General features: G+C 36.8%; 15 protein-coding genes. 8 read left to right on the forward strand and 7 right to left on the reverse strand.

Going from position 1 to position 14,481, the window contains the following annotated elements; translation table 11 throughout:
• Positions 1-121 precede the first annotated feature (121 nt).
• The 3 genes from LM917_RS21095 to LM917_RS21105 form a co-directional block, all read right to left on the reverse strand.
• On the reverse strand, positions 122-2,359 hold the full coding sequence (locus tag LM917_RS21095; protein ID WP_232699686.1) for a bifunctional diguanylate cyclase/phosphodiesterase: 2,238 nt from the start codon (positions 2,357-2,359) through the stop codon (positions 122-124).
• Between the two features lie 170 nt (positions 2,360-2,529).
• Complete coding sequence (locus tag LM917_RS21100; protein WP_232699687.1) at positions 2,530-3,285, reverse strand: DNA alkylation repair protein; 756 nt, start codon at positions 3,283-3,285, stop codon at positions 2,530-2,532.
• Between the two features lie 93 nt (positions 3,286-3,378).
• Positions 3,379-4,527, reverse strand: a complete 1,149-nt coding sequence (locus LM917_RS21105) for an AI-2E family transporter (RefSeq protein ID WP_232699688.1) — start codon at positions 4,525-4,527, stop codon at positions 3,379-3,381.
• 423 nt (positions 4,528-4,950) lie between these two features.
• Here LM917_RS21105 and LM917_RS21110 point away from each other — a divergent pair, with 423 nt between their 5' ends.
• Positions 4,951-5,193: a hypothetical protein gene (locus tag LM917_RS21110; protein ID WP_232699689.1), complete on the forward strand. Its 243-nt coding sequence runs from the start codon at positions 4,951-4,953 to the stop codon at positions 5,191-5,193.
• 820 nt (positions 5,194-6,013) lie between these two features.
• On the opposite strand, the gene LM917_RS21115 is transcribed toward LM917_RS21110, so the two are convergent.
• The gene (locus tag LM917_RS21115; RefSeq protein WP_232699690.1) at positions 6,014-6,436 is read right to left on the reverse strand and encodes a hypothetical protein; all 423 of its coding nucleotides are present in this window, start codon (positions 6,434-6,436) and stop codon (positions 6,014-6,016) included.
• Between the two features lie 289 nt (positions 6,437-6,725).
• Here LM917_RS21115 and LM917_RS21120 point away from each other — a divergent pair, with 289 nt between their 5' ends.
• From LM917_RS21120 to LM917_RS21130, 3 genes are read left to right on the forward strand one after another with little or no spacing between them, the layout of a single operon-like run.
• Positions 6,726-7,721 (forward strand): ABC transporter substrate-binding protein, encoded by a 996-nt coding sequence (locus LM917_RS21120; RefSeq protein ID WP_232699691.1) that lies wholly within the window; start codon positions 6,726-6,728, stop codon positions 7,719-7,721.
• A 3-nt stretch (positions 7,722-7,724) separates the two neighbouring features.
• The gene (locus tag LM917_RS21125; protein WP_232699692.1) at positions 7,725-8,528 is read left to right on the forward strand and encodes an ABC transporter ATP-binding protein; all 804 of its coding nucleotides are present in this window, start codon (positions 7,725-7,727) and stop codon (positions 8,526-8,528) included.
• Positions 8,509-9,315 carry an ABC transporter permease gene (locus LM917_RS21130; RefSeq protein WP_232699693.1) on the forward strand — a complete coding sequence of 269 codons (807 nt, stop codon included), beginning with the start codon at positions 8,509-8,511 and terminating at the stop codon, positions 9,313-9,315. The genes LM917_RS21125 and LM917_RS21130 overlap by 20 nt, the downstream gene beginning before the upstream one ends.
• 53 nt (positions 9,316-9,368) lie before the next feature.
• On the opposite strand, the gene LM917_RS21135 is transcribed toward LM917_RS21130, so the two are convergent.
• Both LM917_RS21135 and LM917_RS21140 read right to left on the reverse strand, forming a co-directional pair.
• A complete protein-coding gene (locus LM917_RS21135) occupies positions 9,369-10,325 on the reverse strand; it encodes a tetratricopeptide repeat protein (RefSeq protein ID WP_232699694.1) in 957 nt (318 codons plus the stop codon).
• 270 nt (positions 10,326-10,595) lie between these two features.
• The gene (locus LM917_RS21140) at positions 10,596-10,967 is read right to left on the reverse strand and encodes an ATPase (protein WP_232699695.1); all 372 of its coding nucleotides are present in this window, start codon (positions 10,965-10,967) and stop codon (positions 10,596-10,598) included.
• Between the two features lie 173 nt (positions 10,968-11,140).
• On the opposite strand from LM917_RS21140, the gene LM917_RS21145 reads away from it, so the two are divergent.
• The 4 genes from LM917_RS21145 (at position 11,141) to LM917_RS21160 (ending at position 13,707) form a co-directional block, all read left to right on the forward strand.
• On the forward strand, positions 11,141-11,557 hold the full coding sequence (locus tag LM917_RS21145) for a DUF2621 family protein (RefSeq protein WP_232699699.1): 417 nt from the start codon (positions 11,141-11,143) through the stop codon (positions 11,555-11,557).
• Positions 11,558-11,614: 57 nt separating this feature from the next.
• The gene (locus LM917_RS21150; RefSeq protein WP_232699696.1) at positions 11,615-11,902 is read left to right on the forward strand and encodes a hypothetical protein; all 288 of its coding nucleotides are present in this window, start codon (positions 11,615-11,617) and stop codon (positions 11,900-11,902) included.
• Between the two features lie 375 nt (positions 11,903-12,277).
• A complete protein-coding gene (locus tag LM917_RS21155; RefSeq protein WP_309241970.1) occupies positions 12,278-13,549 on the forward strand; it encodes a helix-turn-helix domain-containing protein in 1,272 nt (423 codons plus the stop codon).
• A 17-nt stretch (positions 13,550-13,566) separates the two neighbouring features.
• Positions 13,567-13,707, forward strand: coding sequence for a hypothetical protein (locus tag LM917_RS21160; RefSeq protein WP_232699697.1), 141 nt, complete (start codon positions 13,567-13,569; stop codon positions 13,705-13,707).
• 63 nt (positions 13,708-13,770) lie between these two features.
• On the opposite strand, the gene LM917_RS21165 is transcribed toward LM917_RS21160, so the two are convergent.
• Positions 13,771-14,154, reverse strand: coding sequence for a helix-turn-helix domain-containing protein (locus LM917_RS21165; RefSeq protein WP_232699698.1), 384 nt, complete (start codon positions 14,152-14,154; stop codon positions 13,771-13,773).
• Positions 14,155-14,481: the final 327 nt, after the last annotated feature.

Raw genomic sequence — 14,481 nt, forward strand, 5'->3', positions numbered from 1 at the left:
TTTGATTCTGTATTTCCTCTTCTACAAGTCCACTCCAGTAGTCATTAAAATAAAAACTGCTCTACCATTTTTGGCAGAACAGTTTTAGAATCATGTGTTACATCTGATGAAGGTGCATCGTTTATTGGTTTGCCAGAAGTAACTTTTCCATTTCATCTTTTGGCATAGGTTTTCCAAAGTAGAATCCCTGGGCGATATCACAATCCATTTTCTTTAAAAACGCAACTTGTTCAATGGTCTCTATACCTTCCGCCACAACGATCAGATTTAATGATTTTGCCAGCGTAACAATGGACTTTGCGATATTTTGGCTTCTTATATCATGTTCAATATCAATAAAAAAAGATCGATCCAGTTTTAAAATATCTATAGGAATAGAATTAAGATAGCTGAAAGAGGAGTACCCCGTACCAAAGTCATCCAGTGAAATTTTGAACCCCAGCATTTGAAATTCGTAGATCATCGAAATAAAATGATCCAAATCATTTAAGGCACAGGTTTCCGTAAGCTCAATCTCAATTACATCCCTTGGAATCTTATAGGTATCTAATCGATCCTTTAAGAAGCTAAGTAACTCTGACTGATAAAGTTCTACCCTCGACATATTAACGGAGATAGGAAGCGGATGTATACCTTTCTGCTCCCATTCAGCTAATGTCCGGCATACTTCAGTAAACACTCCTCTGCCAATATCAATAATCATCCCTGTCTTTTCAGCTACAGGTATAAATACGGCAGGACTGATAAAGCCCTTACAAGGATGATTCCATCTTATCAGTGCCTCAGCACCCACAATCTTTTCCTTTTTCAGATCATATTTAGGCTGATAATACACTTCAAATTTATTCGAACTGATTGCCATTCTAATCTCATTCTGCATTTCAATCTCTTCAAAAAGCTTATGGCGAATTTCTTCATTATAAAAGGCAAATTGCACCTTCTGTTGTCCCTTTATAGTCACTCTCGCCATATTTCCTTTATTGTAAATTAAATTGAAATCATAATCATCATTCTCAATAAGATAGATCCCCACGGATAAAACGAGATCGATATTGATCTGCTCGTCAAGCAGAACTCTGTTAAGTTTTTTTTGTAAAAATGCAATAAAATCAGTAACTTGGCATTTCGTCTCATATTCATATAATATGGCAAAGTGATCATTGGAAAAACGTGCATACAATGCTTTATTATCACTTATGTCTTTCAACGTATTAGCTACGTAGTTAAGAACTTTGTCTCCGGAAGTATATCCAAAGGTATCATTAATCACTTTAAAATTATCTATATCAAAATAAATAAAAGCATATTTTTTCCCTTTTTTATTGTCTAGCTTTTTCTCACAATCAGTAGAAAATTTATTAAAATTGCCAATCTCTGTTAAATTATCTTTAAATGCCAACTTATATATTTCTTTTTCCGACTTTCTTTTATTGTAAATAATATATGTAAGAATCAGAAGAAAAATAATGACAAGCGAAACAATGATACAGATGGTTTGTTCGATAATTTTCGCTGATATACCAAACACCACATTGACAGGAGCTATCGAAATCATCATCCAATCACTGATTCCTTCGATAGGAGAATAACTTATGTATGCTTCAATCCCATTAATCTCAGAACGAATAGTACCTTTTCCATTATTCTGAAATTCTGATAGATAATTGGTTGGCGCTTGAGAGAATCGATCTTCTATTTCTCCCCCTATAATTTCCTGAATATGATTAATAGTGGGATGCAAAATAACCCTTCCCGAGCTATCTACCACATAAGATAAGCCGTTACCGCCAAAAAACGAAAAATTAATCTCCTCTGCCAGCTTATGAAGTTCGATACTTCCATACAGGAGTCCACTAACCTCTCCATTGGAATAGATAGGAACCGAGCAGATAATAAAAGGGGCTTTATCCCCGATACTCATTGGTTCAGTAACATATTCCTTTCCTTTTATGGATTCATTAAAAAATTGATACTTATTGATATAGGAAGAAGTACCATCTGTTGAATATGCTTTACCGTCGGGAGTCGCATATACGAGTTGAAAAAAACTATTTCGTTCCACCTCTGTAAGTAACCGATCCATCTTGTTCTCTATAGGGATATCAGGATCTGATATAAATCCAGAAGAAAGTACTCGTAATACTTCAATCTTTTGTTCGAAGTGATTTTTTACACGAGCTGCACCTTGTTCATTAATCTCACTTAGATGCATATTGGTTTCCTCGTTTAGTAGTCGACTCAGGTTTTGAATATACATCGTTCCAACTATCGAAAATACAAATAAAAGTAAGCTGATTAGTATTACAAATCTTGTAATTCTTCTTGTTGTTGTTGATAACCACATATAGCTCGGTTTCACCTACCTCTCCTAAACTCAATAGAAGAATTGGTTTCTTTTTTCTCCTATTTTACCAGTTTCAACTCAAGCAAATCGGTGATATTTCTCACAAAATCGCCCTACCGAGTACTGATTCACACGATAGGACGATTTTGACTACATCAATATTTTTTTCATTTCAACTTATAAAATCAAAGATACTTGCTAGCCTCTCTAACACTTAACTTGGAAAGAGGATGAGCCTGAATAAATTCCGCAACCCATTCCTTATTTGTCTTGGAGTATTCGCGTAAAGACCAGCCAATTGCCTTATCTACAAAAAACTCATTCGTATTCAGATTAGAACATATCGCTCTCTCAAGTAACTCTGTATCAGTCTTCTCTTTAAACGCTAGTTGAAAATTGATAGAGACTCGCTTCAACCAGATATTCTCGCTGTCAATCCAACACAGAATGGTTTCTTTTATTTGAGGAAACTGTAGATACATATACCCTACAATATTATCTAAAGAATCTGTTGTATCCCACCAAGATTTCGTAGTAATTAGCTCTTCTAATCGAATCATATCATCGGGATGAAGCTTTTTTTTCATCTTGGCCAAATAATCAATAGCCAAATATTGAAACTCTCTTTCTGGCTTTTGATAACAAAGAAAGATGAACTCCCAATCAATCGTTGTCTCATTTTTCTTCGTTTGTAAAAAAGGCTTACTCAGCTTAACCTGTTCCGGTCTAGGTAAACCCAAAAACGGAAAATGATCCTTCATGTAGGCAGCCATTTTTACAGCCTTAATGGGATCTGCTGCCTGAACATATTGTTGAAAAATATCCATCATTGCCACCACCTTCGTTACTAGTAATAGAGAACATAGCTTATATCCCAGGTTACTGGGTAGTGTGAGCAGAGGAAAGTAGGAGCTTATACAACTGACTAGCCGTATATTCATACTAAAAAAACCTCCCCGGTATGTTTTTTAGCTATTTGCGTGAAAAAACGATTACCAACTGGGGAGGTTTTGATCAGTCTATCTCCAACTCACTTACTCTTTAATTGTAATGTTTTTTTCCTTAAGTCGTTTGTTCGTAGCGCTTCTGACAAGGGAATACACAACGGCAAACGCAGGGATACCAAGAAGCATTCCCATTATACCAAATAAACTACCACCAACTAATAGGGCAAATAGTACCCATAGTCCTGCTAATCCTATTGAATTACCCACGACCTTTGGATAGATGAAATTGCCCTCGATTTGTTGCAGGACAAGAATGAAAACAACGAACCAGATTGCCGCCGGAGGATCTACCATCAAAATAATAAATGCACTTGGAATCGTCCCGATATATGCTCCAAAAATAGGAACAATACTCGTCACCCCGACAATCACACTAACCAAAAGTGCATACGGCATGTTAAATATCGACATTCCAATAAAACATAAGATACCAAGGATCATTGCCTCAGTAAGCTGTCCCGCAATGAAACCACTGAATGCTTTATTCGTTAATGTTCCAATTTCTACAGCTCTGTCTGCTCTCTCTTTGGAAGAATAAGCATAAACAAGTTTTTTCGTTATCATCGTTAGCTTTTCCTTACTTAGAAGTAAGTAGACGGACAGCATCAATCCCATGATGATATCGATAAAACTAACCGTAAACATCTTCGTATATTCCAATAAAGTCGGAATAGAAGTTAAGAAAAAATGACCAAATTTGTTCAAAATATCATTCCAGTTCGTAACAAGTGAGTTCCATAGATCTCCAGACAAGTTAAACTTCTCGGCAAAACTATCTACGAAAGCCTTCAACGATTCCATATCATTCGGAATACTGGAAGTTAGCATAGCAATACTCTTGAGGAGCTGCGGTACAATAAACCACATCAAAAATGTCAAAATAACCAAAACGGTTGCTAATGTTAACAGAATAGAAAGAGGACGTCTCACCTTCAGCCATATTCGATTGTTATACCTATTAATAGGTGCAAACACTCTTTCTTCATATAACTTCATTATAATATTAAGTATGTACGCAATCGCAATACCATAAATGACCGGATCTAATAGATCAAATACATCATATATGAACAACTTCACAGCAGTAAAATTCGATACCACGACAAACAATAATACTGTGTAAGTGGCTATCATGATGTATTTCTTAATATCTGCCCAGTTTACTCTATCCCTCATTATATGACTGGCTCCTAACTATATGGATTTCTACGACGTCCTGGTATTTTAATAAACTTTTCCGTAATTATGTCCACAGGTTATTATTTTTCCCATTTCTGTATACGCATAAGCTCCCTACCAAGTTTCTATTATATCGTGAATTTACATATAAAAAGTATCTACTTAATGACAATCCTTTTATTGTAAACAATAGATTTCTTTTAATCAATTTTCCTTACGTATTCTGATTTAGTACAAAGAAGATATTATGATGGGGAAGGAAAAGTTGAATTAGATATTGATTATAATGATCACGGTAATCCAAAAGAACATCCAAAAGTTCCTCATCGACATGACTGGCACTGGCCTCCTGTAGGTCCGCCTTCTAGAGGTCCTTGGTATTAATTTGAAATTATTATTTATTTTTAAGGGGGAGTTTTTGTGTATAATTTTGAGGAATTAAAAAGTGACATTGCTTTAGGAAGAGAAGTTGAATTTCAATATAAAGGGGAAAAATATTCAATAACTTTTTCTAGTAATGGATGGTGTTTCACGAAATTTTACGAAAACGAAAATCAAATTATTTTTGATGAAATCGAAAAAATTAATAAAATTTTAATTAATGGTAAATCATTGAGAGATATTTTTGATAAAAACGAATTAGAAGATCTAACAATATATTAACTACTTTTTTAATCTTATTTATTCTCCTATCACAAAATAGCCTCATTCAATTGCCAGTAAAGAACTAGGAGAATATTAAGACCATACTAACTCGAAGTATACAAATAAATATCCCTTTAATTCCTTTTAACAAATGGGATATTTATTGGGTTGGTTTCTCCTACTTTTAATTGTACGTTGTTTATCTCCTAATTATCTATGTTCTGCTCTTTTCAGTTTGTCTGTATCGCATTATTATAATATATCTGATCCATCTCAAACCCTACTATGTCTTTCTTATGTTTGGACCAAACAAACTTCCGCCAATTCATAGAGCAAGTAACACCCAGCATCCTGCTAATCCGATTGAATTACCGCCACCACTCTTAATTTTTTCAATAATTAGTTCTAGTCCTGACCGATATTCCTCTGGACATTTGAACTCCTTTGATTTGAGAACTTCTCTAGGAATAGGAGCTACTAATCTCCATAGCAAATTATAATATCTGATACTCTTATCAATAGTGACATGAATTTTTAAAAAAACACATCCATAAGCGGAATAAGTCCGTCTTCGAATGTGTCGATAGAACTAAATATTTCTTTAGTTTTCTATTTGGAAAGTTGTATGTTTCGCCTTCCATTTTTCAATAGAAATAACTAGCTAGAATATGTAAATTCCGAGAGTGATGATTCATTAGAACCACCATTTGATCCAATTCCCGAATAGCCCCTTATTCCAACAAACGGTGTTTACTTGCTGGTATAGTTAGCCAAGCAACACACAATTAGCTGGTGAGCAATCCATAGATCTATATCATATACATATTTGAAAGGAACATCATTTATTTACGTTTGGTATATATCGCCCGTTTAAATAATCCCGGCTGCTCTTTAATAAGACTAAAACGAGCATTACTATCGATATGATCAATTGAAAAGGTTGAGTGAGGGAAATAATTATTTGCAGTAAGATAGAAACAATTAGTGTTTTGAACATTTGTTTCTTTATGCAAAATAGACTCAGCAACATTAAACTTACCGGTATAATAAATATACCTATGAGATGTCCATAGTATTCCGCAGAATACTCGCTTGCATCAATACCCAAAGCAGCTCCTAAAGCTCCATCCTTAAAACTCTCCCAAATCTCACCTCCAGGTATAAAAAACGAACTAAAAAGCAAGATTAGCACTGCAGCTAACATCAATCTAACGGCCATCACCCAGAAAACAATTTTCACACCCATAGGCCTCTTCATCATCAAAATAAAACCTCCAGTTCAAAGTCTTGGCATTAAAGTACTCAACCCTCATGTATAATCCTATAAATTTCCAGAATTAGCAACATACGCTGAGCCTATTCTTGAAAAATTGTTCAGGAAAAAATAAGGTATTTAGGCGTAGGTGTAATTGCATTGAAAGTTGTTGATATCTGGCAACAATCTTTTAGAATGCAGCCTAAGACGAATAATCATTTTTTCTTCCTCATTCACCACTTCAAACTTCTGGGCATAGGCTACTGTAAACATAAAAGCCTAGGAGGTTTTTTTCATGAAACGTCTTTTTTCCCTAGGTATCATCATGATCCTGGGAATCATCAGCTTACTTAGCGGCTGCTCCAACAGTAGTACAAATAAAATTCGTGTAGGAGAAGTAACACGCTCCCTATTTTATGCTCCCCAATACGTCGCTCTGGAAAAAGGTTTTTTTACGAAGCAAGGACTTGAAGTTGAACTGACAACAACCTGGGGCGGCGACAAAACAATGACCACCCTGCTTTCTGACGGGATCGATGTTGCCCTCGTAGGCTCAGAGACCAGTATCTACGTTGATCAGCAAGGTGCTCAAGATCCTGTGATTAACTTTGCTCAATTAACCCAAACAGACGGCACTTTCCTCGTCGCCCGCAAGAAAACGGATTCTTTTTCCTGGGATGAGGTAAAAGGAAAAACATTTCTTGGCCAACGAAAAGGTGGGATGCCACAGATGGTCGGAGAATTTGTTTTAAAGAAGAACGGCATTAACCCACAGCAGGACACCACTCTCGTTCAAAACATCGATTTTAAAAATATTCCCTCTGCCTTTGCATCCGGTACCGGCGACTATGTACAGCTTTTTGAACCGCAAGCCTCTCAGTTTGAACAAGAAGGAGTTGGGCAGGTCGTTGCCTCGTTCGGAAAAGAAAGCGGCAGGGTCCCATATACCAGCTACATGGCAAAACAGAGCTATATAAAAAACAACAACGATTCCATTCAAAAATTCACCAACGCTATACAGGAAGGACAAAATTGGGTTAACTCACATTCTGCTGAAGAAGTTGCTCAAGTAATCGGCAAATACTTCACTGATGTGAAACCTGAAATCCTCGTTACCTCCGTCAAACGTTACCAGGAACAAGGCTCCTATGCAAAAGACCCTCTGCTAAGAGAGGAAGAATGGATTTTACTACAGGAAATCATGAAGGAAGTTGGAGAATTGAAGCAACCTGCTTCTTACGAGAAGCTAGTAGACCAGACTTTTGCGAAAAAAGCAGCGGGAGGTAACTAACAAATGATCACTCACACTTCTTCTCCATCAAAAATTGAACTACGCCATGTAACTCACCTGTATGTCACATCTCGTAATGCGTTCATGGCAGTAAAAGATATTTCTCTTACTGTAAAAGAAGGTGAGTTCATCTCGTTAGTAGGTCCTAGCGGATGTGGAAAAACAACACTTCTTTCCTTGATAGCGGGTCTCGAAAAGGCGACACGTGGAAATGTACTGCTGGATGGTGAAGAAGTCTCTGGTACCTCTCGAAAAGTAGGGTACATGTTGCAACACGATTACTTATTCGGGTGGAGAACGATTGAAGAGAATATTTATATCGGATTAGAAGTGCAAGGTACCAGGTCAAAGGAGACGGAAGAATATGCCTTACATCTCTTGGAAGATATGGATTTACTCTCATTTCGCAACTCGTTTCCCCAGCAATTATCGGGTGGGATGCGTCAACGTGTCGCTTTGGTCAGAACCTTAGCTTGCAAGCCTGATATTTTGCTACTGGATGAACCATTCTCCGCTCTAGACCACCAAACGAAGCTGAAGTTGGAAGACTTAATCATTGAAACACTTCGTCGTCACAAGAAGACAGCCGTTCTAGTCACACACGATTTACAAGAAGCAGTCGCTATGGGAGACCGTGTATTTGTACTAGATCGAACTCCTGGTACGATCCGTAGAGAAATTGAAATACCTGAGGTGCTACGTCGCCTCCTACCGTTTGGCACAAGACAACAAGACGGCTTCACTACTTTATACAATCAGGTATGGCGTGAAATGGAGGGAACTTCAGATGGAGCAACATCAAATTGAGCACATTTTTCTTTTGCACAAGCAAGAGGAAAAACGAAAAGCCCGTCTAGTTTTCCTCTGTCAGATCGGACTTCTAGCAATCTTTATTGCTCTGTGGGAAACGGCTGCTCGTCTTCAGTGGGTGGATGTTCTTCTCTTCAGCTCCCCTAGCCGAATTTGGGTAATGTTTCTCGAAAAGCTGTCGGATTTAAGCCTTTTCACCCATACAGGAATTACGGTGATGGAGACCGTTGTTGGTTTTCTCCTTGGAACGATCTTCGGTACCCTGATCGCTACTGCAATCTGGTGGTCTCCTTTTCTTTCCCGGGTGTTAGAGCCCTATCTGATCATCGCCAATAGTATGCCAAAAGTTGCCTTGGGTCCCCTGTTTATTGTTGGTCTTGGACCTGGGATCATCTCCATTATCGCTACAACTCTCTCTGTGTCGATTATTATTACGACTTTAGTGATTTATAGCAGCTTCCGTGAGGTAAATCCCCAATACACGAAAGTCATGCAAACATTTGGAGCAACAAAACAACAGATTTTCAGAAAAGTAATTTTGCCCGCCACAACCCCTACCATTGTCTCTACATTAAAGGTGAATGTGGGTTTATCCTGGGTAGGTGTTATTGTTGGTGAATTTCTCGTTGCACAAAAAGGATTGGGCTATCTCATCATATATGGATTCCAAGTATTTAATTTCACCCTGGTCCTGATGAGTCTCTTCGTCATCGCCATCGTAGCTGCAGTGATGTACCAAGGAGTAAGCTACTTGGAGAAGCGACTTACCAGCCAGTTTAAATAGATGCTTGAACAAAAAAACCGCTCTGTCATAGAGTGGTTTTTTTGTATTTTCATTTATTTTCTATTCTTTTTCCACCAGGATTTTCCCTGATCCTTCTCAGCTTCCTGGGCATTTTTCTTTTGTTGTTCGGCTTTTTCAAATAATTCTCGAGGTAACTTATCCATATACTCCTGAACCGTTTCTTTATACTCTGCTCTCGTATGTTCAACCAGGAGTTCTAATACTTCCATTGCTTTTTCCGTCTGGTCAGTTTGAATCAAGGCATTAATGTAATTAAAACCAGCAAATGGACGTTCGAAGGAAGGCTTCCAATATTCCTCACTAATTTGAATCAACTGATATACATACCCAGCTTGACCCAGTTCACCTGTTACGTTCATCACCATCTGCTCATTGCCATTCACTTTAGCCAATGTTTCCTTGAACATATTCACTGCTGTTAAAAGATCTCCATCTTTTAATGAAATGTGCGCCAAAACAAAATGTGGTCTCCACGCATCTTCACGTTTGCCCAGTTCGTTTAGGTAGGCACACAGTTCTTCCTTTTTACCTGCTTCCATGAATGAACCTGTTAGCCAGTCCAGTGCACTTTCTTGGTTGGGGTCAATCAATAGTGTCTGTTGCAACAGTTTTCCTGCCATCTGCTCATTGCCATCTTGACCATATAAGCGAGCAAGATTTAAGTATGCAGGAGCGGCTTGTGGGTATTTTTCAATTGTCTCATGTAAAAGGGCCATTGCTTCCTTAAACTCACCCATTTGAATGTGAACAATGGAGCGAAAAATCATGGCTGGCTCAATTGGACCGTATAATTCTAACAATCTCTCCGCTGCCTTCGTTGCTTCCGCAGGAAATTCTTTTCGAACCAACTCCATAGCGAATTGACGCAAATTTTCATTGTCATCCCAATACTTTTCCATATATAACGGGATGATTTTTTGTTGAAAATCACCCCTGGTCATCTCCATACTTTGTCCATCTTCATTTTCAAACTGAATAAATTCTGACATCAATCCTTGCCTCACTTTCCGTAAACACTACATTTTCTTGGCTCTCTTTGAAAACATTCTTGTCCCGAACTGTATTTTCCTGCTTTTTGGTATAAGAAAAACCTCTATCGAAGTCCTTTCGAAGAAGCTGTTACTTAGATGATGTTTTTCATGCCTAGCAGAAAGAATCACTACGAAGCTTATCCTTTCTGATACAGTAAGAAAATGACTTCCGCTTGCACGAAAGGCAAAAGCGAAAATCATTTTCCCGAGTTACTCTATATTGATGTACTATATCCAGGCTTTACTGTTTACAATACGTATGAAGTCTTCTGCGCTCTCTTTTTTCAATTCTGATTCTGGTTCATGTTCATGCATGCCCATCACTTTACGAAATAAAGCCTCATTGCGAGTAGCGAGTGCAAAATCAAGTAACGCTTCTTGTTGTATCTGTTCAGCCGCTTCTTCGAGCAGGGTTTCTTCCAAAGCAATGTCATCGGTTACAATCGGATAGTGTCTATCTGCAATCGGAACACGAATAATCCATTCATATACCGTATCGGGGTTACGATCTCGACCAATAATATATGCATGTTCTCCAATAGGCAATGACTGTTCGAAAGAGTCTCCTACAATGATTACCTTTTGACCGAGTGTAAACATGGACATCCCCCCCTCTCCCTTTTGTATTATTATCTTACTCATTCCAAAGCAAATTGAAAAGAGTTAAAGCACAAACTGTTTGCTCACATGAAAATCTTCTGTCAATATAGTACAATACAAAAGATAAACATCTTCCATAATTTATATAATGAGGTGTTACTGTGAGTGGTTTTATGTCCTGGTTTATTATTATCTGGATCTTCATATTAGTTGGGTTGTTTGCCATTGGTGGTTATTTTATGTTTAGAAAATTCTTAAAATCAATGCCAAAACAAGACGGTAAATCTGATCTCGATTGGCAAGACTATTATATTGAAAAAACTGAGCATCTGTGGGATGAGGAAAGCCTTGCGTTTTTAAATGAATTGGTAAAACCAGTTCCAGAACTGTTCCGTCCTGTTGCAAGAAGAACAATCGCCGGTAAGATCGGACAAATTGCTTTAGAGGAAAATGCCGATCGCATGACTACAGACTTGATTGTGAAGGGTTACATTATGGGTACTCCAAAACGGGACCATAAATTTCTGATTGCTCATCTTAAGGAAAAAGAGATTGATTATTCAAGATATGACGAATACTTAAAAGCATGAAACTTCTTTAGATTCTATACGTACATGTAAAGTAAATAAATACTTGGAGGTACATGGATGAAAATCTTGGCAATTATCGGAGCGCTGCTGCTGATCCCGTTACTCATTATAGGAGTAGTCGCCGTTCTTCTTATCGGGAAAGCAAAGAAATCAAGTTTCTTAAAAGGTTCCACATTTGGAAAATCGCATCATCGATTTTCAAGCAGCGATCGATTTCGCAAGCCTTTTTCCTCCAAAAAATCCTGGAAAATGAGTTCGAGTGATGCGAAGTTTCTTGGCAAGAGAAACAGCCATCACCAGCACTATGGACATTCACACTATCGAAGAAGTAGCAGTAGTAGTTAATAAATAATCGGTACACCACTAATAACAGTGGTGTTTTTTTATTATCTTACTATGTCCATACATGCTACTTCATTTATACAATATTAGGTAATAATCCAACGCAATTATATGTATTATTGCTTATACAACTGAGGTACTGTTTTGTCTTAGTCATTCGTTTTAAAAATGTTATTGCTACTTGTACCTAATGAAATAACGCCTCTTCTATTATACAATATTACCTACTCCAATTTATGTATCGTAAACAACACTCTCCTTTTATTACTTCCTAAAAAATGATATATAAATATTTACATTAATTTACACATAAGTTAAAATATTAAAAATAGGTAAATTGGAAGTATTTATAAGTAATAATTAGGGGGGTCTCTAATTGTGGAAAGTATAACTTTCACTACTTTGGGAGAACTGATTAAAGTAAAACGTGAGGAACAAAACCTAAGCATTTCTGAACTAGGTAGATTGACCGAAATAAGCAAAGGCGTAATTTCAAAAATAGAGTCTGGAGAAACGAAACGTCCACAATTACGAACATTGAAACCCATAGCAGAAGTCTTACAAATACCTTTTGTTAAATTTGTAGAGCCTTATATGGAGATGTGTCAGAACGTAGATGTATTATTTGATTTAGTTTCGGAAGCAATTGATATGAATAATGAGTTCATCGTCTCCAAACTCGCCAAAAAAATCCTCGAGTCCCCACTGGAAGATACTTATATCGCATTAGAAAGACTCTTCAATTTAACAAGTTCTATTGCTGATAATGAAATGAAATTAGTTTTCTATAAATCTATTGTTACCTATGCTAGGCAACATGGTATTCCCATTTACATTGCAAAAGGATTATTTCAGAGATATCAAATTGAAAGTAAGAATATGAAATGCCTGGAAGAATCATTTAAAACTGGAGAAGAGCTACTACATTATACCGATTTTTTAAGCAACAATGAAAAAATTAACATTTATTATCAGATGGCATTTCAAGCACACGATATGGAACTGTACGATAGATGCATTGAGCTTGGAAAAAATGGACATGCAGAAGACACATCAAGAAATGAGATAAAAGAGCGGATTGCTTTGGCTATCTGTAATTCTTTTTTCAGAATAGGAAACTTTTCCGAAATGGAAACCCATATACAAATGTATGAGAAATTAGGTTATCGTTTTATTATAGAACGAGCGAAATATTTACGTGCCATTATTCTTTCTAAAACAGGCTCATATCATGAAGCAATTCCCGTTTTACAGGAGTGCATAAATGAAGCAACAAAAAACAATCGGATTCATAGAGTCAATGAGTTATTAGAGGCATTACTAAAAATTAATGCTATAGATTATATCCACCAAATCATAGAGCGTGAAGAAAGTAATTTTGCATTCGAATTTAATAATGTATACAATTTCAGTGAATTAGGAAAATATTATAAGTGTAAAGGAGCTTTTCTTGTTGCTCAAGGTATTTTTGATGAGGGGATAAATGCATATCTCCAAAGCATTATGTACTATGCGAAAATTAATGCTAGTGACGAAATATTGAATTGCGCTATAGAAATAAATGACCATCATTGTGAGATGAATAAAGATATGAACTTAGGACTTCTGAAAAAAATGAAAAAAGTATATAATATGGTAAAAAACGGTTAAACCCAAGGAGGTAGCATATGAAGAAATTTCTGACAACTATTACATCTGTTTCATTACTAATGGTCTGCTCTCTTTTTGCTGTATCAATTGAAACGTATAGCATGAATTCGCAAAAAACAAGTATTATCGTAATCAATACTGACAATCCTCAAGGATAACGCAATAAAAATTTTTTATCTCATAAAAAAATGGCACGCTTACACGGTTAAACGTTCAGATCCTCAAATACTTCTTCTCTTTCCAAATCGAATGATCTTCAGAGCGTTCTGGTAGTTCTTGATGCCTTCCATCATTTTGGATACTTCTTCAACAACTTCCCTTTCTTGCTCTGGGGCTTGGTGCTTCCATGTGTTGTGAAGAATGGCGATTGATACTAAGCCACTCAAGTAATCAACACGACTAGAAAGCCAGTTATCAACTAAGTTCATTGCTTGTATTACATGCCTTGGTGTTAATCCTTTTTGACGTTTCAAACACTCAAACTCTTCTACAGGAATATCCCAGCTCTTCCCACGCTTTTTTGCTTTGATAAGTCCGTTATTGATTCGGTTGTAGATCGTATTGGTGTGAACCCCTAATAATTCTGCTACTTCCCTAACGTCCAAGTTATTCACCTCCTTACTTCGATTTCGATACTTTGTTAATTTAAATGACATTAATACAAGGTTTACTTTCACAAATTATTAAAATGAGATATAGCCTTATTTCTGATATAATCAAATTGGTTTAACGCTTGGGCTTTCGGCGGTTACGACGCTGAGAGCCTTTTCTATTTTCCAACACAATTTTACCATGCTCTTTTCGGAGAAATCGCCCTTTATCCGTCCTTAATTAGTTCTTTTTTAGTCTCTAATTAGTCTTTATAAATCTACATCCGTAAAAATAAATTGGAAATCGAGTAGGAGGGGGTGACTAACCCCCGACCTCTCACA

It is taken from the genome of Brevibacillus daliensis (assembly GCF_021245735.1).
Lineage (GTDB): Bacteria > Bacillota > Bacilli > Brevibacillales > Brevibacillaceae > Brevibacillus_B > Brevibacillus_B daliensis.

Coding starts and splice junctions, on each gene's coding strand:
- LM917_RS21160 (WP_232699697.1), top strand. CDS start 13,567: ATGAAGAAATTTCTGACAACTATTACATCTGTTTCATTACTAATGGTC.
- LM917_RS21105 (WP_232699688.1), bottom strand. CDS start 4,527: ATGAGGGATAGAGTAAACTGGGCAGATATTAAGAAATACATCATGATA.
- LM917_RS21135 (WP_232699694.1), bottom strand. CDS start 10,325: ATGTCAGAATTTATTCAGTTTGAAAATGAAGATGGACAAAGTATGGAG.
- LM917_RS21100 (WP_232699687.1), bottom strand. CDS start 3,285: ATGAATATACGGCTAGTCAGTTGTATAAGCTCCTACTTTCCTCTGCTC.
- LM917_RS21140 (WP_232699695.1), bottom strand. CDS start 10,967: ATGTTTACACTCGGTCAAAAGGTAATCATTGTAGGAGACTCTTTCGAA.
- LM917_RS21145 (WP_232699699.1), top strand. CDS start 11,141: ATGTCCTGGTTTATTATTATCTGGATCTTCATATTAGTTGGGTTGTTT.
- LM917_RS21150 (WP_232699696.1), top strand. CDS start 11,615: ATGAAAATCTTGGCAATTATCGGAGCGCTGCTGCTGATCCCGTTACTC.
- LM917_RS21130 (WP_232699693.1), top strand. CDS start 8,509: ATGGAGCAACATCAAATTGAGCACATTTTTCTTTTGCACAAGCAAGAG.
- LM917_RS21120 (WP_232699691.1), top strand. CDS start 6,726: ATGAAACGTCTTTTTTCCCTAGGTATCATCATGATCCTGGGAATCATC.
- LM917_RS21115 (WP_232699690.1), bottom strand. CDS start 6,436: ATGATGAAGAGGCCTATGGGTGTGAAAATTGTTTTCTGGGTGATGGCC.
- LM917_RS21125 (WP_232699692.1), top strand. CDS start 7,725: ATGATCACTCACACTTCTTCTCCATCAAAAATTGAACTACGCCATGTA.